We start from the raw sequence: 19,181 nt of genomic DNA, 5'->3' as shown, positions 1-19,181 counted from the left end.
GCGGTCCCACCATGGCCCTGCCCCGTCGCACCCTCGTCGGCCTGATGCTGCTCCTGCTGGGCTGCGCGCCCGCCACCGCGGGCTCGGCGGCCGCCCCGTCCGCGCCGCCGCGGCCCGGACCCCCGGCGACCCGGGACGCGGCCGAGCCCTCGCCCCGGTGCACCCGGCGCCGCCGGCACCCCGCGAACCGGCCCCGGCGGGCCTGCCGGGCCGCCGGGCCGGCCCCCGACCGGGGCGGCTCACCGCGGCGGCCCGGCAGGCCCTGGTGGTGACCGGAAAGCCGCCGCCGGGCGAGGGATCCCGCTGACGGCCGCCCGCCCCTCGACGTCCTCGGCGGCGGGCCGGACATCCGTCCTCCGACGGCGGCGGGACCGCGGGTCGCGGGCGGCAGACCGCCCCGGGCCCGGCCGGGGTGACCGGCCGGGCCCGGGGCGGACGGTGGTCAGTAGCGCAGCACGGCGGCGATCCGGTCGCGGCCGGCGAGCTCGCCGGAGGGGACGAACTGCACCTTGGCGCCGGTGTCCAGGGCGCGCTCGACGATCTCGTCGACCATGTCGTCGCGGACGTCCGGCTCGTCGGCGGTGGTGGGCACCAGGTGGCTGTCCGTGACCCGCACCGGCTCCCAGTAGTCCTCCTCGACCGCCAGCAGCGCGGCCCGGCCCTCGTTCACGTTCTGCCAGACCTCGTCGATGCCGGCGGCCAGCGCCTTGACGCTCTGGGCCGAGTCGAGCCGCGCGTGGAGTTCGGCGACGGCCTGCTGCTCCTGCTTCGCGACGATGGGGCGGACGGCCTCGGCGACGGCGGCGGCCGAGGCGTGCCCCAGGCCGCCGCGCGGCACCTGGGCGGCGGCCCGCTTCACGGCGGTGCCGACCTCGTCCAGCAGGGCGAGCGCGGCGGCCTCGCCGAGCACGTACAGCGGGCGCGCGTCGGCCTCCAGGACCGCGGCCAGCGCGGTGTCCGCGTCCCGCAGGAAGCGCCTGGTCTCCTCGTCGCGGAAGGTGCTCGGCACGTCGCCGATCCGCTCCTTGCGCTCGACGTCCCAGTCCGGGCCGACCTGGTCCAGGGGGAAGGCGCCCGCCGTGTGCTCGGCCAGCCGCGCCGCCGTACCGCCGAACAGCGCGACCCGGTCGGCGGCGACCGTCAGCACCCAGTACGGCGCGCCGGCCGCGTAGGCGGAGACGAGGTTGCGGGTCAGGAAGGTCTCGGAGAACACCACCCGGGCGGCGACGCTCCGGGGCAGCGACCAGACCTGGTGCTCACCGGGCGCCGCGAAGATCGCCAGACCGTCCTCGGCGTGCACCAGGTCGATCTCCCGCAGGGCCCGGTCCAGCTGCTCCACCACGTCCAGCCGGTCCGCCCGGGACACGGCCTCGTCCGCTTGCAGCCGGTTCTTGGCCTCCGCGATCAGATTGCGCAGGCGCACCGGGTCCTGGGCGTTGTCGGGCTCGCTTCGGTGGGTGGGCAGCAGGATGGAGACGGCCGGGTAGCGCCGGGGGCGGCGCAGTTCGGCGAGGACGGCAGGCGTGAGCTCGGCTGCGTGCATCGGATGCCCTTCTTGTCGCGGTTGCCTCGACATGCTCGGCAGAATCAGATTCTCTTATGGTTTGCCAGCTTTGCCGGATTTGCCTCTCCACCCCTCCCCATCCAAACCCGCTCCTATGCCCGCCGCCACCGAAAAGGTGTCCGTATCCACGGTGGGACCGGGCGCACCGGACCCAGCGGGAGGCCCGCCCCCGCCCACGGAAGATCCGCCGCTCAGCTGAGAGGCGATCAAAACTCTCTGATCGTCGGATAGTTGTGTCGTACGGCGGGCCCAGCCCCTACGCTGAGCGCTGCCGCACATCGAGGCCGAGGGGGAGTCACAGGTGGGGGACGTCATCACGGTGGATCTCGGCGGGGGCGCGCTCGTCCACGCCGAGGTGACGGCGCTGGAGCCCGCGACGGCGCCAGTACCGGCTCCCGCGGCCGGGACGGGGACGGGGGCGGGCGGTGACGCCGGGGTCCGGGACGCCGCCGGGCGGGCGCTCGCCGAGTTGCCGCTGCGGCTGGACGCGGTCGGCGGGGTGTTGCGCGACGTCGGACGCTGGGCCTCCGACAGCGTCGCGGACGCGGGCCCGGCGATGCCGGACGCGCTGGAGGTCGAGTTCGGGCTCAAACTGGCCGTGAAGTCCGGGAAGCTGATCGGCGTGGTGGCCGAAGCCGGGGGCGAGGCCTCGTTCACCGTCCGGATGAGCTGGGACACGGCGCGGGTCTCGGCGGCCCGGGCGGCGCGGCGCGACGTCGCCCACCCGGGTGCGGGCGACGGCGCGGACGGCGGGCAGGGCGGGGCGGGTGGTGCGGACGGCGGACCGGACACCGGGCCGCCCGGAGCCGGAGCCCCGGCCGGACCGCGGGTGAGCGACCTCCGGTGACGGACCGCCGGCCGCCCGGGGTGGCGGCCACGCGAGCGGCCGCCGTCGAGGTTTTCGACGACTCGGGCTTCCTGGGCAGCGGATTCGTCCTCTCCCCGACCATGGTGCTGACCGCCGCCCACGTGGCGCGTCGCGGCCGCGCCGGGCTGGGCGTGCGGGGCGCGTGCGGACGGGCCGGCGCGGCCCGTCCCGGCCGGCTCTTCCCCACCGAACCGGGAGACGGCAGGTTCCACGCCTTCCCGGATCTCGCCCTGCTCGACCTCGACCGGACGGTGGCGGCGGTGCCGCTCCTCCTCGACGCCGGGCGCCCGCCGGAGGCCGGAACGGCGGTACTGGTGAGCGGGTTCTCCACCCACACTCCGGTCCCCGGGGTCCACTGCGACTCCCTGCTGCTGACGGTGGCCGGCCCGGCGGCGGGCTATCTGCGGCTGACCGGGGACGAGGTACGGGACGGGTTCAGTGGCGGCATGGTCGTCCGGCTGGACTCCGGCGCGGTGTGCGGGGTGCTGAAGGGCAGTCGGGACTTCGACGGGGTGCGCGGTGGCTGGTTCACACCGCTGTCGGCCCTCGCGGCCGCCTTGCCGGTGATCGACCCGCTGCGGCACGCACTGACCGCCGGGGCCGAGGCGGCGCAGCAGGCCGGATCGACAGCGGGTGCCGGCCCGACAGCGAGTGCCAATGCGGCAGAGCATGCCAATCCGGCAGAACGTGCCACTCCGGCACACCGTGCCGGCGCGATTCCCGGGGCCCGGGAGCTCGTGCCCCTCCTCCTGGCCGTGCCCGACCTGGACGACCCCGACTTCCGGCGTCAGGTGCTGCGCGCGGCCGGGGAACAGCTCGGTCCGTCGGAGCCCCTGCGGGTCGCCCACCGGTCGCAGGCCGTCGACCACCTGATGGAGCTGCTCCAGGCGTGCGCGAGCCATCGTGATCCGGCGACGGCGCTGGCCGCCGTGCTGGACGCGCTGGACTTCCTGCGACCGGGCCTCGCCGCCGTCGACGAGCTCCGCACCCTCGCGGACCTCCCGCAGGCCGGCTCCGGCGGCCCGGCCGGAGACGGGTTCCCCGGTCCCCGCGCCGCCGGACCGGGAGGCTGTCCGTGGTAGACCGCCGGGGCCTGCTCGCCCGTCTGGGCGAGCGGCTGCGGCCCGCCGATCCCGGCGCCGGCGACGCGGCCGGCCATGCGAACGACGGGCCGACCGACTGCGGGCCATGGCCGGCCGAGGCGGACCGGCAGCTGTGCGAAGTCCTCGCCGAGGTCCCCGGCATCGGCGACCCGGCGTTCCGTGAGCGCACCCTCGACGAGCTCGGCCACCGGCTCTCCCCGCCCGGCGCCTTCGCCGTCCCCTTCAGCGCCCTCGTCACCGACCACCTCCAGGAGGTGGTCCGCGGCTGCCGCCGCTGGCACGACCCGGCCCAGGCCCTCGTCCACCTCGCCGACGTCCTGCGCTTCCAGCGCGGGGGCACGGCCGCCGTCGGCTGGCTCACCGCGACCGTCGAGGCGATCACGGCGCCCGGTCTGCTGGCCCCGGCCACGCAGCTCGCCGTGCTGCGCGTCCTCCGGACGCTGCGACCGACGCCGGGCCCGGCCGTCGTCCAGCGCCTGGTCGAGGCCGCCTGCACCCCCGGCGAGACCCACCCGGTGCGGAGCCGGGACGGCCTGCCCGAAGCGGTGACCCGCCTCAACCAGGCCCGTCTCGACCAGACCCGCCTCCAGCAGCCTCACCTCCCGCAGGCCCACCTCAACCAGGCCCGCCCCGACTGGCCGTCGGGACCGGCGGCCCCCGAACCACCGGGCGACCGGCAGCCGCCCCCGCTGCTGCTGCGCTTCCTGGCCGGGCTCGCCGAGGAGACCACCGGCCCCGAATCCGCCGCCCTGGCCGACCTGGTGAAGCAGCAGGCCCACGACCTCGGCATCGCGGAGGCCGACCTGGCCCGCTCCGCCCAGGCCACCGCCGCCCACGGCGACGGCCCGGCCGAGCAGCACCACCCGCTGGTCCTGCAGATCGTCCTGGACGACGTCTCCCCGATCGGCTCGGACGCCGAGCCCGTCTACTCCTTCGAGGCCCTGCTGTACGACACCGCGCAACAGCCGTGGCGGCTCGTGTCCAAACACGCCTCGGACGACCGGATCCCCCAGTCCGCCCTGCGCGGCAGCGGCAGCCGGCACCTGACGACCTGGCGGGAGCTGGCCGCGGCGGCGGCGAACGCCGAGGGCCTGCGGGTGGAGTTCCTGCTGCCGTGGTCCCTCCTCAGCCACCCCGCCGAGCTGTGGCCGATGGACGAGGACGACTACCCGGTCGGCATGCACTTCCCGGTGGTGGTCCGCTCGCTGGACCGGATCCGGTCGACGCTCTGGCACCCGGCCTGGAAGAGCAAGTGGCGCGCCCTGGAGGCGACCATGGACGGCGACCCACTGGGGACCGTCGCCGACCTGCCGGGCTGGCTCGCGTTCGCCGAGGACCTCGCGCCGCTCGACGCCGAGGCCGCCGGTCGCACCCTGCGGCTCGGCAGCCGGCCGGGGGACGTCCGGCGCTGGCTCGACGAGCGGCCGCAGACCGCGATCCTGGCGCTGTCCTTCCCGTACGCCTACCACCCGAAGCAGCGGGCCGCCTCCTACCGCGCCGTCAAGGACGCCCTCCGGGAGGGCATCCCGGTGATGGTCTGGCGGCGGGACGCCGGCAGCTCCATCGAGTTGCACGAGCTCCTGGGCGAACTGACGACCGGTCGCCTGACGGGCCTGGCGGCGCACGTCCACCGCCGTCGCCGGGCCGCCGCCGAGGACGACCCCGCCGACCTCGGTCACCACCTCACGCTGCTCTGGGACGAGCCGGGCCAGGCCGCCTGGCTGGCGCCGTCGCCGTTCAGCGCCCCCGCGCACAGCACCGCCCGTGAGCCGGACCCCGCCCCCGGCGCCCCGCCCGGTCCGCTGCCCCACCCCGGCCGCGGGCCGGCCCAGCAGGAAGGACAACCCGCGTGACGACCCCGTTCGAGGGCGACGCCCAAGCAGTCCCCGCGCCGCGCCCGGCCCCCCGCCGGCCGGACGGGCCGGCGCCGGACTGGTGGCTCTACCGCAGCGCCGGCCACCCGCACGACGGGATCCGGGCCCTCCCGGACGCCCCGCCGTGGCGCTCCTTCCGCCGCGACGGCGAAGACCGCTCCGGCCTGCCCACTCCCCCGGAGATGTCCGAGGCGGTCGCCGTCCGCAAGCTCGGCCGCGACCACCGGGCCGCCGCCTACCAGGCCGACGAGAAGGAGATTCACCTCGTCAACATGGCCCTCCACCTACGCCGTCCGCTGCTGGTCACCGGACCACCCGGGGTGGGCAAGTCCACCCTGGCGTACAGCGTCGCGCACGAGCTGCGCCTCGGTCCGGTGCTGCACTGGCCGGTCACCAGCCGCTCGACGCTCCAGGAGGGCCAGTACCACTACGACGCGATCGGCCGGCTCCAGGACACCGGCCTGCGCCCCCTCGGCCGCCCGGGCGCCGGCGGCGGCGACCGTACCGGTGCGGCGGGCGGGGAGGAGCGTTCGGCCCCGGGGATCGGCCCCTACCTGCGGCTCGGCCCGCTCGGCACCGCGCTGCTGCCCTGGGACCGGCCCCGCGTCCTGCTCGTCGACGAGATCGACAAGGCGGACCTGGACCTTCCCAACGACCTGCTGACCGTCTTCGAGGAGGGCGAGTTCGTCATCCCCGAGCTCAGCCGGCTCGACGACGAGGACGCCCGGGTGATGACCGGCGACGACGACGGCTGGGCGTCGCTGCGCCGGGGCCGGGTGCGCTGCACCGAGTTCCCACTGGTGATCCTCACCAGCAACGAGGAGCGGGACTTCCCCGCCGCCTTCCTGCGGCGGTGCCTGCGCCTGGAGATCCCCCGCCCGAGTCCGGACAAGCTCGCCCGGATGGTCGCCGCGCACCTCTCCGGCCCGGGGGCCGCCGTCCCCGCCGAGGTCCGCGAGCGACTGATCGCCCGGTTCCTGGCCAAGCAGCAGGAGGAGGGCGCCGACCTCGCCAACGACCAGTTGCTCAACGCCCTGCTGATGGCCTCCCGCGGCCTGTGGGACGACGACGGCGGCCGGGACCTGCTCGACACCCACCTGCTGCGCTCGCTCGGGGAGCGGTGACACCCGGTGTCCACGGCCCCCGTGCCCGAGGAGCTGCTGCGCCAGCTCGGCCGTCTGCTCACCGGGGACGGGACCGAGCCCGAGGGCAGCACCGACCCGCGCGACCTGGCCGACGTGCTCTGGCTCGCCCACGTCTGCGGGCTGCGCCCGGACACCGCGGCCGAACCGGCCCGGGTCCGGCTGCCACCGCTGCCCGTGGTCGACGAGGAGGAGAACGAGCAGGCCGCGGCCGCCTGGGGAGCCGCGCTGCGCGCCGCGGTCGACCGGGCCGCCCGGGACCAGGACGAGGGCGACCCCGACGGCGCCGCACGCCGCACGCCCGCCCCCGACCGCGGCGCCCGGTCACCGGCCGCCGCCGGGCCGCACCCGCCCGGGCCACCGTCGCCACCGACCGGGCCGCCCGGCGTCGTCCCGCTCCACCTGCCTCCCGTACCGGACACCGGCCGCACCGGGGACCGTCCGGCGATCGGCGTCCGCAGCCCCGCCAGGCCCGCGCTGGCCGACACCCTGGCGCTCTCCCGCGCCCTGCGCCCGCTGCGCCGCACCGTGCGCTCGCCGCACGACCGGGTGCTGGACGAGTCCGCCACCGTGGCGGTCTCCGGCCGCGCCGGCCTGGTGCTGCCGGTCTGGCAGGGCGCCCCGGAGCGGTGGCTGGACGCGGACCTGGTGGTGGACTGCGGCCCGACCATGGCCGTCTGGTCCACGCTGGCGGACGAACTGGCCGCGCTGCTGCGCCGCCACGGCGCCTTCCGGCGGGTGCGCGCTTGGTCCCTGCACGACCACACCGGCGTACCCGTCCTGACGCCGCGCCACCACCGCGTGCCCACCGCACCCGCGCGGTCCGCCGCCCGCCATTGCGCCGGCCCGGGCCTGGGCCTGACCCCCGACCCGCGCGGCCGGCGGATCGTGCTGCTGCTGACGGACGGGGTCGGCCCGCTCTGGCACGGCCGGACGCTGCCCGCCGCGATGCACGACTGGAGCCGTCACGCACCGGTCACCGTGCTCCAGGTCCTGCCGCGCCGGCACTGGCACCGCACCGCCCTGCACCCCGTTCCGGCCCGGGCCCGGGTCCGGCCGGGTGAGCGGCCGGCCGTGCTGTTCACCGCCGACGACCCGTGGAGCGAGCCCACCGGACCGACCGGACCCGACGGCCGGTCCGGGCCCGGCACCGCCTGGGCCACGGTCCTGGAGCTGCGCGCCGACTGGCTGGCGCCCTGGTCCCGGATGATCTCCGGCCGGGCCCCCGACTGGACGCCGGTCCTGGCCGTCCCCCTGGACGGCCGTCCGGCCCGCCCGGGGGGCCTGCGGCCCTTCGGACCGCCCCCTCCCCCCACCCACCGGCCGCCCGGTGACGAGACGCCGGCCGACCTGCTCGCCCGGTTCCGCCGGGAGGCCTCCCCCACCGCGTACGAGCTGGCCGGGTTCCTGGCCGCCGCGCCGCTCAGCCTGCCGGTGATGCGCCACGTCCAGCAGGCCATGCTCGCCGGTTCCTCGGCGGCGCACCTGGCCGAGGTCCACCTCTCCGGCCTGCTGGAGCGGCGCTCGCCCCACGTCCCGGGGGAGGACCCGGAGGCGGTGCTCTACGACTTCCGCCCCGGGGTCCGCAGCGGCCTGCTGTCCACGCTGACCAGGGGCGAGTCCGCCGAGGTGCTCCGGGTGCTGGCCGGGGTGTCCCATTCGGTCGCCAGCACCTTCGGCACGCTCGACTTCCGCGCGCTGGCGGCGCTCGCCGCCGCGGCCCCGGCCGGGGCCGCGGCGCTGCCCGCGCAGAGCGTCCCGTTCGCCGAGGTGGCGGTCGAGGTCCTGCGCGGCCTGGGCGGCGCGGACGGCGCGCTGGCCGACCGGCTCGCCGTCCGCCTGCCGTCGAATGCCCGGACGGCCGCCGCGACCGGGGCGGCGCCCCCGGCCCGGCAGCCGACCGAACGTCCGCCCGCCGTCCTCCTGTCCGACAACGGCACGCTCCGGACCGGGCCGGAGACGACGGCGCGCCGCCGCTGGTGGCGACGCGGCACGGCGGCGCCGGACCTCGCCACGGCGGCCGGGGACCGGTTGCCCGCAAGGGCCGCCGGACCGACCTGGAGCAACCTGCCGCAGAGCCGCCCCGACATGACCGGCCGGGAGCGCGAACTCGTCGAGGTCGAACGGATCCTGCACCCCGGGAGCAGTGCCGCCGGGGCCCGGTCCGCCGGTCACCCCACCGCCGAGCGCTCGCTCTGCGTCGTCCAGGGCCCGCCCGGGACCCGCAAGACCTCGCTCGCCCTCGCCTACGCCCATCTGCACCGGGAGTCCTACTCGCTGGTCTGGTGGGTGGACGGCAGCACCCACGAGCGGCTCGCGCAGTCCTTCGCCGAACTCGCGGCCCTGCACGGCCTCGCGGCCACCGCCGGCGACGGCCCGGCGGACGGCTCGGAGCCGAATCGGCGGCTCGTCGAGCACCCCGGCTGGCTGATCGTCATCGACGACCTCGGCGGGGAGATGCCCGAGCAGGAGCGCTGGATGGCCGGCTACTCGCCCCGCACCCTGGTCGGCGGCCACTGGCCGCCCGACGGCTACGGCAGCGTGCTGATCACCACCGGTGTCGAGAGCTCCGACCGCCGGGCCCTCGAAGGCCATCTCCTGCCCCTCGGGGGCGGCGTCCGGCGCCGCTCCGGACCGGCCGGCCCCGCCGCCGATCCCGAGGACGACCTGGCGGCGCTGCCCGGCCTGCTCGCCCAGGCCTCCGAGACCACGGTCGTCCGGGCCGCCAACCCGGGCGCGCCCGGCGCCCGTCCCGAACCGACCGTGCCGTACCACGTGCTGCTCGACCGGCTCTCCGAGGTCGACGGGCGGGCCATGGCCGTCCTCTCGATCTGCGCCTTCCTCGCTCCCCGCGGCCTCAGCCTCGAACTGATGACCCAGGGGCTGCGGGCCGCCGCCGACGACCCCGGCACCGGCGCCGCCCCCCTCCAGGGACGCCTGCCGACCGAGGTGCTGACCCAGCTCTCCGCCGACCGGCTGCTGCGCATCGCGCCCGACAGCCGCACCGGTTCGATCGCCATCCACGGCCACGAGCAGCTGCAGCGGACCGTCCGCGCCCGGATGTCGCCCGTGCGGCGACGCGGTTGGGCACGCGCGGCCCTGCGGGCCGTGCTGGCCTGCTTCCCGCCCGACCCGACGTCACCGCAGCACTGGGCGACCTGCACCGCGCTGCTGCCGCACGCCCACACCGTCGTCCAGCGTGCCGACGACTACGCCGCCGACACCGCCGACCGCTCGAAGCTGCTGCACCGGCTGGCCCGGTTCCGCGTGCGGCAGGGCGACCTCGTCGCCGCCGAGGCCTATCTCAGCTACCAGGAGTCCCTGCGCCGGCGGCACGGACCGCTCGGGGAGGAGGAAGTGGACGCGATGCTGCTGCTCGCCGAGGTGCTCCGGGCCGGTGCCCAGTACGACCAGGCCAAGCTCCGGACCGGCCGGGCACTGGCCGACCTCGCCGGGCAGCCCGCCGGGGCCGCCACCGCCCGGCTGACCGTCCGCGCCCACCGGCTGGCCGCCGGGATCTGCCGGGACCTCGGTGACCCGGCCGGGTCCCTGCGGGAACTCCGGTCCGCCGCCCGGGCCCTCGGCCCGCGCGGCGGCGCGGACCGCTCCCCCAAGGAGGTCGCGGCGCCCGTGTCCGCCGCCGACCGTGAGCTGGCCCTGACCGGCGTGGCGATCGACCGCGAGCTGGCCCTGACCGAGCTGGAGGCCGGCCGGCTCGACCGGGCCGCGGACCACCTGGAACAGGCCTGGACCGAGCTGCTGCGCCTCGGCTCCTACCTGCCCCGGGTGGCCGCCGTCCTGGAGGTCACGATCCGCCAGGACCGCGCGCGGCTGTCCCTGCTCCAGGGCCACCCGAGCCTGGCCGCCTGCGAGTTGCTCGCCCAGAGCCTGCGCAAGGCCGGCTCCGACCGGGACGTGGAGTCGCTCGACCTCGTCATGGGGGCCAGCGAGACCCTGGTCGACACCATGCGCGAGTACTTCGAGCAGTTGGAGATCCCCGGGGCGGGCCTGCCGGGCAGCTACCAGGGCCTGCGCACCCGTCAACTCGACTCGGTGTCCGCCATCGGCGAGGCGGTGCTGACCTACCGCCGCGGCCGGGCGGAGCAGCAGCCGCACCGGCTGGCCACCGCGCTGGACGTGTCCGGCATGCTGCTCGCGGCGCGCGGCCGGCACGGCGGCGCGCGGCGGGCCCTGGCCGAGGCGGCGGAGCTGCACCGGCGGGTGCACGGCCACGACCACCCCGCGTGGGCGGAGAACCGGTGGCGGCTGGGCCGGGTGGTGGCGGCCACCGGACAGGACGCGCGGGCCCGCGGGCTGTTCGTCGAGGCACGGGCGGTGCTGGCCGCCCGGCTCGGCCCGGAGCACCCCCGGCTGGTACCGATCGACGCCGCGCTCGCCCGGCTCGGCCCCCGCCCGCGTGACGAGGACGGGTGAAGCCGGCGGCCCGGCCGTAACCCGGGTGGCGCAGTGTCGTTGGGCGGGGCATGAAGAAGCGCAGCTTGCTCGCCGTCGCCTCGCTCGCCGTGGGTGTCGTGGCCTCCCTCACCGCTCCCAGCGCGCACGCGGGCGCGATCGGCGGCCAGGGGGACCTGTCCGGCCCGCTCCAGCAGGGCGGCACGCTGAACGCCGCGCCCGCCGCCCTGCCGGGGCAGGTCGGCGACGCCGGCGGGGTGCTCGGCGAGGCCACCGGTCACGTGACCGGTCAGGCGGACGGCCTGATCGGCCTGCCGTCCTGACGCCGGTACCGGGCGGCCCGGCGGTACCGGCGCTCGGTGGTCAGCCGAGCGGGGCGCCGAGGTCCTGGGTCCAGTAGGAGCCGCCGGGCCCGGTGGTCACGCCGATGCCCACGTCCTTGAAGCCGCAGTCCAGCATGTTCGACTGGTGGATCCCGCCGTCCATCCAGCGGGAGACCACGGTGGCGGGGGCGGTCGGGCCCCGGTCGAGGTTCTCGCCCCACTGGGACCAGCGGTAGCCGGCCGCCGACAGCCGGGCGTCCGCGCGGGCGCCGTCGGGGTTGACGTGGTCGAAGTAGCTCCGGGCCACCATGTCGTCCGAGTGCTTCTGCGCCGCCGCGTGCAGCTTGGGGTCGATCCGCAGCGGGGCGCAGCCGACCTTGGCACGCTCGGCGTTGACGAGGTCGACCAGCTGGCGCTCCGGGCTGGGCGGCGTGGCCGGGCGCGCGGTCACCGGGGACGGCGGCGCGGTGACGGCCACCGGCGGCTCGGTGGGTGTCGAGGTCGGCGCCGGCGGGGCCGCCGGGGTTTCGGTGACGGGCGGTTCCGGTACGGACTGCACGGGTATCGCTGGCACCGGCAAGCTGTCGGGCAGGGTGTCGGGCGCGGCGCTCGGGGTGGTCGGTTCGGGCGCGGCGTGCTCGGGTCGCGGATGCGGCCAGACCAGGGCGAGGGTCGCGACGGCCAGCACCGCCGCCGTACCGCCCGCGACGGCCGTCCGACGCCGGATCGGGCCGAACCGGCCCTGCGCTCCCCCCGGTCCGGACGCTCCCCCGGAGCCCGTGGCACCGCCCCCCGGCCCGCCGGCGGAGCCCGGCGGCGGGGTGGAGCCGGCCGCGGCGGCCGCGGCCTGGAGCTGCAGCCCGGTGGGCGAGTCCAGCGGGATCGGCACCAGCGCCAGGCCGGCCAGCAGGCCCTCGGCGGGGAAGAGGTCCCGGCCGAGCCCGTCGCAGCCGGCGCAGCCCCGGATGTGCCGGGCGATGCGCTTGCGCCACACCGAGTCCGGGGTGCCGTCCCAGCCCGCCGTCAGCTCGACCAGCTCCGCGCAGCGCGGGTAGGCGGTGAGCGCGCGGACCACCACCCGGCCCGCCTCCAGCTGCTTCTTCATCCGCTGGACCCGGACCGCGGTGTGCTGCGGCGTCAGGTCGAGCGCCTCGGCGAGTTCGGCCCGGCTGAGTTCGCCGCAGGCCTCCAGCCACCAGAGCGCGAGCAGCTCCCGGTCGTCCGGGTCCAGCCAGCGGGTGGCCTCGGCGACCTCGCGGCGCTGGCCGGACAGCCCAAGCCGCAGGATGGTGAGGTCGGTGAAGTCGGCCCGCGGGTCGGCGAGCTCCCAGGCCTCGTCGAGGCCGCCGACGGTGCTCTGCTGCTGGCCGGTGAAGCGCCGGCGGACCTGGTTCATGGTGATCGCGACCAGCCAGGAGCGGAAGGATTCGGGGTCGCGCAGCCCGTCCAGGCCGTCCAGCGCCCGGATCATGGTCTCCTGGGCCACGTCGTCGACGTCGGCGTGGCCGTTCAACGCACGGCCGGCGACGTTGTAGACCAGCGGCAACCAGGCGGCGACCAGCGCCTCCTGGGCCTGCCGGTCGCCGGACTGGGCCGCCAGCACCAGGGTCGTCCCGGTCCTGCTCTGCACGTCAACGTTCATGGGTACGCACTCCGTCTTGCCGTCATCCGTCCGCCGTTGCCTCCTGGGAGACCTCGGGGAAGTGCTCAGATAACAACAATTCGCGCGGATTCGGAAACGGGGGTTCGAGCGGGGGCCGGAGATCAGGACGGGGAGGCGAAGACCTGGGTCCACCAGGGGCCGCCGGAGCCGGTCTTCACACCGACGCCGATCTGCTTGAAGGAGCAGTTCAGGATGTTGGCGCGGTGGCCGGGGCTGTTCATCCAGGCGTCCATCACGGCCGCCGGGTCCTTCTGACCGCGGGCGATGTTCTCGCCCCAGCTGCTCCAGCGGTAGCCGGTCGCCTCGATCCGGTAGTCCGCGTGCCGACCCTCGGGGCTGGCGTGGTCGAAGTAGTTGCGGGCCGCCATGTCCTCGCTGTGGCCCTGGGCGGCGGTGGCCAGCCGGGAGTCGGCGGTGAGCGGTCCGCACCCGTTCTGGGCGCGCTGGGCGTTGACCAGGTCCACGACCTGCTGGGCGTACTGGGCCGCGGTGCCACCCGCGGGGGCGCCGCTCGCGGGGGCCGCGGTGGTCCGGGGCGGCGTCGCGGCCGCGCTCGTCGAGGCCTTCGGGGCGGTGCCGGCGCTCGCGGTGGAGGTCGGCTTGGCGGTCGCCGAGGCCGTGGCCGGGGCGGACGCGGTCGGCGCGGCGGCACCGGCCGAGGGGCTCTGGCCCGCGGCGGCCGAGTCGGACGGCGCCGGGGTCGCGGTGGCGGCGTGGGCCGGGTCGGCGGCGGAAGGGCTGTCGGTGGGCGAGGGCTTCAGCGCCGGGTCGATGACACCGGACCCGGGGATCTGGATCCCGTTGTGGTCCCCGGCCTCCGCCGCGATCTGCGGGTCCAGGGCCACCGTCCACTGCCCGTCCCGGTCGGCGGACCCGTGGTAGTAGCCGTAGCCGGCGCCGGCCAGCGCGGCGATCACCCCGGTGCCGGCCACCGCGGCGACCACCGCCACCACCGGGCCGACGCTGCGACGGCGGCGGCCCCGGCGGCCGCGCCCCCGGTGGCGGTCGGCCGCGCGCCGTGCCGCGCGGCCGCCGTCGGAGGCGTCCGGGCCCCCGACGGCGGGGAGGATCGTCGTCCTGTCTTCGCTGTTCACCTGGGCACACTTCCTGTTCGGGCCGGCCGGTACGGGTGCCGACACCTGGGAGACCCCCCGGCGGCGCGCCGATAACAGAAAGTACGAACGAATTTCCGATGCTCCGGCCGGTGGCGGGTCGGACCGGTCGGACCGGGGGGACCGAGGCTTCCGGAGCCTGTCAGCCGGCGGCGGCCGGCGCCATGGCGTGGGTCACGAACATGGTCCGGTGGGGCACCTGGCCGTCCGTGCCGCGGGCCCGGCGGCCGTCGTCGGCGGTGCTCCAGCGGACGGCGTGCCGGCCGCGCCCGGCGGCGATCGCCCTGAGCCGGGCGAGCGGCACCTCCACCGCAGCGCCAACCCGGACGTCCGCGGCATGACGGGCCGTCGGAATCCCTTCCACTGGACGGTACGGCCAAGAGCCCCGGCCGGCGCACTACGCGGTGGCACAATCCCTCCGGCCGCGCCCGGGGCGTGTCCTGCGATCCGGAACGGGCCGCGTCGCGGATGCTGGAGCCTCCCCGCCCGATCCGTTCGCCGGTCCGATCCGCGCCTCCCGCGTTCCCGTCGGCCCCGATACCGCGTCCGGCCCGCTCTCGGGTCCGGCCCGCTCTCGGGTCCGGCCCGCTCTGGGGTCCGGCCGGCACTGGGGTCCGGCCGGCGCCGAGCCCCCATCGAGGAGCCCCCATGCTGCTCCGGCACCTGGCCCTGACCTCCCGCGCCGTGGCGGGCGAGCCCGGCCGCCGGGCCAAGACCACGCTGCTGGCGGACTGCCTGCGCGAGCTGGGCCCGGCCGAGGCCCCGGCGGCGGTGGCCCTGCTCTCCGGAGAGGCCCACCGGTTGCGCACCGGTATCGGACCGGCGGCCCTGCGCGACCTGCCGCCCGCCGTCGCCGAGCCGTCCTGGGGCGTCCGGGAGACCGAGCAGGCCCTGGAGGCCATCGCCGCGGTGCACGGCCCGGGCGCCAGGGCCGAGCGGCAGCGGCTGCTGGCCGAGCTGTTCGGGCGGGCCACCGAGGTCGAGCAGGCGTTCCTGCGGGCGGTGCTGGTGGGCGAGCTGCGCCAGGGCGCGCTGGACGCGGTGGTGGCCGACGCCGTCGCCCAGGCCGCCGGCGTCCCGGCGGCGGCGGTGCGGCGGGCGCTGATGTTCCGGGGTTCGGCCCGCGCGGTGGCCGAGGCCGCGCTGACCGGCGGCGCGCCCGCCCTGGAGGCGTTCCGGCTGGAGGTCGGCCGCCCGGTCCGGCCGATGCTGGCCGCCTCGGCACCGGACGTCGCCGCCGCGCTCGACCGGATCGGCCCGGCCACGCTGGAGTGGAAGCTGGACGGCATCCGGATCCAGGTGCACCGGGACGGCCGGGACGTCGCGGTGTTCACCCGGAGCCTGGACGACATCACCGCCCGGGTGCCCGAGGTGGTCGAGGCGGCCCTCGCCCTGCCGGTGCGCTCGGCGGTGCTGGACGGCGAGGCGATCGCGCTCGGCCCCGACGGCCGCCCCCGGCCGTTCCAGGAGACCGCCGCGCGGACCGCCTCCCGGCAGGACCCGGACCGGCTGCGCGCCGAAGTGCCGCTCAACGCCTACTTCTTCGACCTGCTGCACCGCGACGGCGTGGACTTCGTGGACCGGCCGGGGCTGGACCGCTGGGCGGCCCTCGACGAGTCGGTGCCGGCCGCCCTGCGGGTGGCGCGCACCGGGACGGCGGACCGCGAGGCCGCCCTGGCCTTCTTCCGGGACACCCTGGCGCTGGGCCACGAGGGCGTGCTGGCCAAGGACCCCGCGGCCGGCTACGCGGCCGGCCGGCGCGGAGCCGGGTGGATCAAGGTCAAGCCCCGGCACACCCTGGACCTCGTGGTGCTCGCCGCCGAGTGGGGCAGCGGCCGGCGGCGCGGCTTCCTCAGCAACCTGCACCTCGGCGCCCGGGCCGCCGGCGAGCCCGGCCTCGGGCCCTGGGTGATGCTCGGCAAGACCTTCAAGGGCCTGACCGACGAGACGCTCGCCCGCCAGACCACCGAACTCCTCGCCCGGGAGGTCGAACGGGACTCGTACACCGTGCGGGTACGGCCGGAACTCGTCGTGGAGATCGCCTTCGACGGCGTCCAGCGCAGCCCCCGCTATCCCGCCGGGCTGGCCCTGCGGTTCGCCCGGGTGCTGCGCTACCGGCCCGACAAGAGCGCGGACGAGGCGGACACCGTGGCCACCGTCCGGGAGATCGCCGCGGCGGAGGGGCTCAGCGAGGCCGGACGCGCCTCGGAAGGGTGATGACGGTCGGTCAAACCGCCTTTGCCAGAGCTTTGTTCGGGTCGAGCGTGGAATCGGCCATTCTGCACGAGTATGGCGACGCACCCTTCGTGTGCGACAGAGCGACGGCTACGTTGGCGTGGACGGCGGGGGGCGGCCGGCCCGGGCGATCCGGTGCCACACCACTGAGAGGTGTCCGTACATGCAGGTGAGCATCGACCAGGACCGCTGCTGCAGCTCCGGCCAGTGCGTCGTCACGGCGCCGGAGGTCTTCGAACAGGACGACCACGACGGCCTGGTGAGGCTCCGTCTGACCGTTCTGCCACCGGCGCGGTTCGCCGACGTGCGGCTGGCCTCCGAGCTCTGCCCGGGCGGCGCGATCACCGTCGCCGAGGAGGCTCCGGAGAGAGACCGGGAGCAGACGGGCCCCGCGGCCGGTTAGGGGCCGCCGCCGGGCCGGTGCTCCCGCCCGCCCCGGGGACGCCCGCCGTCCTCCTTGAGCGTCCGCCCTCCTTGAGCGTCCGCCCTCCTTGAGCGTCCGTCGTCCTCCTTGACCACCCGCCGGGCCCGACCGGTCCGGCGCCCCCACCGGCCGCCGCCCACGGCGGCCTTCCCCACGTCACTCGGCATCCGGTTCCCGGCCGCCGGACGGGCCCGCGTGTCCACCCCCGGGGCCCGCCGCCCGTCCGCTGCCGCCCGCCCCTGCCGCCCATCGCTCCGCCACGCGAGGAGACCCCACCTTGACGAGCACGCCCACCGCCCCCGCCCCCGCCCCGCTGCTGCCCGCCCCGCACGACGGCGTCTGCCCGTTCAGCCCGCCCCCCGTCTACACCGAGGCCGCCCGCGCGGGCACCGTCACCCGCGCCGCGCTGCTGGACGGCTCCTCCTGCTGGCTGGTGACCGGATACCACGAGGTCCGCTCGCTGCTCTCCGACCGCCGTTTCAGCGCGGACGTCCGCCGTCCGGAGTTCCCGTCCTTCACCCCCGGCCGGCGGGCGATCCTCGCCGCCAACCCCAACTTCCTGCGCCTCGACGACCCCGAGCACTCCCGGCTGCGCCGCATGGTCACCGGGGACTTCCTGGTCAAGCGGGTCGAGGCGATGCGCCCCGAGGTCCAGCAGATCGTCGACGAGGCCCTCGACAGCATGACCGCGTCCGGTGCCCCCGCCGACCTGGTCGGCGACTTCGCGCTGCCGGTGCCCTCCCTGGTGATCTGCCTGCTGCTGGGCGTCCCGTACGAGGACCGGCAGATGTTCCAGGAGCTCAGCCGCGTCCTGGTCAGCACCACGGTGGAGGAGGCCGAGGTGCGCCGGGCCCAGACCGAGCTGCTCGACTACCTCGGCGGCCTCGCCGCGCAGAAGCGGCGCCGCCCCGGCGACGACATCCTCAGCCGGCTCGCCGCCCGCGACGACCTCAGCCTCCGCGAGATCGCCGCCACCGGCATGCTGCTGCTGGTCGCCGGCCACGAGACCACCGCCAACATGATCGGGCTCTCCACCCTCCTGCTGCTGCGCCACCCCGGGCAGGCCGCGCGGCTGACCGACCCGGCAGCCGTCCCCGGCGCGGTCGAGGAGCTGCTGCGCCACCTCACCATCATCCACATGGGGCTGCCCCGACTGGCGCTGGAGGACGTCGAGCTGGGCGGCGTCCGGATCCGGGCCGGCGACGGGGTGGTCGCGATGCTCTCCACCGCCAACCGGGACGAGGAGCTCTTCGGCTCCCCCGGCCACCTCCCCGCCGACGAGCTGGACGTGGCCCGGGACGCCCGGCGCCACCTCGCGTTCGGCTTCGGCGTGCACCAGTGCCTGGGCCAGCCGCTGGCCCGGGCGGAGCTCCAGATCGCCCTCGCCACGCTCTTCCACCGGCTGCCCGGGCTGCGGCTCGCCGTGCCGGAGAGCGAGCTCACCTTCCGTTCGGACGCGTTCATCTACGGCCTGAAGGCGCTGCCGATCGCCTGGTGAGCCCCGCCACCGGAGCGGATCCACGCCCCGGAACGGGCATGACGCCGGCGCGGCCGGGCAGAAGGGGTGACGCAGGCACCCGTCCGGTCCGGCCGATCCGCTCGGCCGCGACCGCGGAGCCCGGTCGGCCCCGGCGCACGGGCTACCGGGCTCGGTTGGCCGCGGCGCGGGCACCGAGGCAGGCTGGAGGGGCGAAGCAGGAGCCCGGCCCGGCGGCCGGCCCGCACCACGGCAGGCTGTGGTGCTCTCGGGCGACCCCGGCCGGCCGAGGAGACGGAGCCCGCGATGACCGATATGAGCGCACGGTCCGAGGTGAGCGTCGATCGGGAGGAGGACATCCGCGCGGCCGACCCCGAGGAGGGCATCACCTCGATGCAGAACCAGCACGCGCAGGACACCTCGCAGGCGGAGGGCGCACCTCCGGAGGAGCCCGAGGCGTACAGCTGACCTTCCAGGACGAAGGATCTCCACGAGGCCGCCCGCCGGACGGGCGGCCTCCGCGACCGCGGGTGTCGCTGCCCGCTCGGCGGCGGCCCGGCGGGGAAGGATGGGCGCATGAGCGAGCAGCAGCAGAGCGCATCGGCGGCGCAGGGCGGACGGCCGACCGGGAGGCCCGGGGACCCGCGGGCGTCCTGGGCCACCTGGACCACTCAATCGATCATCAGCGGACCGGGCGGAGTCACCACCGCCGAGGTCGGCCCGATCTCCGGCGACCTCACCGTGCACACCACGTGGGTGGACGGCGAGGCCCGGCTGACCGTGCAGTACACCGGGGCGCTGGACTGGTACACCGTGGCCGGCAGCCCCGTGCCGGCGACGGACGAGATCACGGCGCGGGCGATCCACCAGGCCATGGTCAACACCGTGAAGACCGGGCGCGGGGCCTCCGCCCCGCAGGCGCCCGGCGTCTGAGGCGCACACGGGGGTGGCCCCGCTCCCGGGTGCCCGGGAGCGGGGCCACC

At 76.8% G+C, this 19,181-nt stretch carries 15 protein-coding genes; 11 read left to right on the top strand and 4 right to left on the bottom strand.

Annotated elements, in window-relative coordinates; all coding sequences use genetic code 11:
• Positions 1-442: 442 nt before the first annotated feature.
• Positions 443-1,543: a chemotaxis protein gene (locus ABZ495_RS09835; protein WP_359835134.1), complete on the bottom strand. Its 1,101-nt coding sequence runs from the start codon at positions 1,541-1,543 to the stop codon at positions 443-445.
• A gap of 322 nt (positions 1,544-1,865) precedes the next feature.
• Here ABZ495_RS09835 and ABZ495_RS09830 point away from each other — a divergent pair, with 322 nt between their 5' ends.
• From ABZ495_RS09830 to ABZ495_RS09805, 6 genes are read left to right on the top strand one after another with little or no spacing between them, the layout of a single operon-like run.
• Complete coding sequence (locus ABZ495_RS09830) at positions 1,866-2,411, top strand: CU044_2847 family protein (RefSeq protein ID WP_359835132.1); 546 nt, start codon at positions 1,866-1,868, stop codon at positions 2,409-2,411.
• On the top strand, positions 2,408-3,514 hold the full coding sequence (locus tag ABZ495_RS09825; protein WP_359835130.1) for a hypothetical protein: 1,107 nt from the start codon (positions 2,408-2,410) through the stop codon (positions 3,512-3,514). Before ABZ495_RS09830 ends, ABZ495_RS09825 begins: the two co-directional genes overlap by 4 nt.
• On the top strand, positions 3,508-5,388 hold the full coding sequence (locus ABZ495_RS09820) for a hypothetical protein (RefSeq protein ID WP_359804463.1): 1,881 nt from the start codon (positions 3,508-3,510) through the stop codon (positions 5,386-5,388). The genes ABZ495_RS09825 and ABZ495_RS09820 overlap by 7 nt, the downstream gene beginning before the upstream one ends.
• A complete protein-coding gene (locus tag ABZ495_RS09815; protein WP_359835128.1) occupies positions 5,385-6,533 on the top strand; it encodes a MoxR family ATPase in 1,149 nt (382 codons plus the stop codon). Before ABZ495_RS09820 ends, ABZ495_RS09815 begins: the two co-directional genes overlap by 4 nt.
• 6 nt (positions 6,534-6,539) lie before the next feature.
• Positions 6,540-10,985, top strand: a complete 4,446-nt coding sequence (locus tag ABZ495_RS09810) for a tetratricopeptide repeat protein (RefSeq protein ID WP_359835126.1) — start codon at positions 6,540-6,542, stop codon at positions 10,983-10,985.
• A gap of 50 nt (positions 10,986-11,035) precedes the next feature.
• Complete coding sequence (locus ABZ495_RS09805) at positions 11,036-11,287, top strand: hypothetical protein (RefSeq protein ID WP_359804460.1); 252 nt, start codon at positions 11,036-11,038, stop codon at positions 11,285-11,287.
• A 40-nt stretch (positions 11,288-11,327) separates the two neighbouring features.
• On the opposite strand, the gene ABZ495_RS09800 is transcribed toward ABZ495_RS09805, so the two are convergent.
• The 3 genes from ABZ495_RS09800 to ABZ495_RS09790 all read right to left on the bottom strand — a co-directional run bounded on the left by ABZ495_RS09800 (position 11,328) and on the right by ABZ495_RS09790 (position 14,372).
• Positions 11,328-12,929 (bottom strand): sigma-70 family RNA polymerase sigma factor, encoded by a 1,602-nt coding sequence (locus ABZ495_RS09800; protein ID WP_359835125.1) that lies wholly within the window; start codon positions 12,927-12,929, stop codon positions 11,328-11,330.
• A gap of 122 nt (positions 12,930-13,051) precedes the next feature.
• Positions 13,052-14,044, bottom strand: a complete 993-nt coding sequence (locus ABZ495_RS09795) for a CAP domain-containing protein (protein WP_359804458.1) — start codon at positions 14,042-14,044, stop codon at positions 13,052-13,054.
• Positions 14,045-14,204: 160 nt separating this feature from the next.
• Positions 14,205-14,372 (bottom strand): hypothetical protein, encoded by a 168-nt coding sequence (locus ABZ495_RS09790; RefSeq protein ID WP_359835123.1) that lies wholly within the window; start codon positions 14,370-14,372, stop codon positions 14,205-14,207.
• A 338-nt stretch (positions 14,373-14,710) separates the two neighbouring features.
• Here ABZ495_RS09790 and ABZ495_RS09785 point away from each other — a divergent pair, with 338 nt between their 5' ends.
• The 5 genes from ABZ495_RS09785 (at position 14,711) to ABZ495_RS09765 (ending at position 19,131) form a co-directional block, all read left to right on the top strand.
• Positions 14,711-16,279, top strand: a complete 1,569-nt coding sequence (locus ABZ495_RS09785) for an ATP-dependent DNA ligase (RefSeq protein ID WP_359804456.1) — start codon at positions 14,711-14,713, stop codon at positions 16,277-16,279.
• 181 nt (positions 16,280-16,460) lie between these two features.
• On the top strand, positions 16,461-16,700 hold the full coding sequence (locus ABZ495_RS09780; protein WP_352291960.1) for a ferredoxin: 240 nt from the start codon (positions 16,461-16,463) through the stop codon (positions 16,698-16,700).
• A gap of 298 nt (positions 16,701-16,998) precedes the next feature.
• On the top strand, positions 16,999-18,219 hold the full coding sequence (locus ABZ495_RS09775; protein ID WP_359804455.1) for a cytochrome P450: 1,221 nt from the start codon (positions 16,999-17,001) through the stop codon (positions 18,217-18,219).
• Positions 18,220-18,504: 285 nt separating this feature from the next.
• Positions 18,505-18,666, top strand: a complete 162-nt coding sequence (locus ABZ495_RS09770) for a hypothetical protein (protein WP_329485968.1) — start codon at positions 18,505-18,507, stop codon at positions 18,664-18,666.
• 108 nt (positions 18,667-18,774) lie between these two features.
• Entirely contained in the window at positions 18,775-19,131 is a 357-nt protein-coding gene (locus ABZ495_RS09765) for a hypothetical protein (protein ID WP_352291954.1), read from the top strand.
• Positions 19,132-19,181: the final 50 nt, after the last annotated feature.

The sequence above is a fragment of the Kitasatospora sp. NPDC005748 genome (genome assembly GCF_040630735.1).
Classification (GTDB): Bacteria; Actinomycetota; Actinomycetes; order Streptomycetales; family Streptomycetaceae; genus Kitasatospora.
Note: the sequence above shows the minus strand (reverse complement) of the source record. Positions and strands in the feature narration are given on the sequence as shown.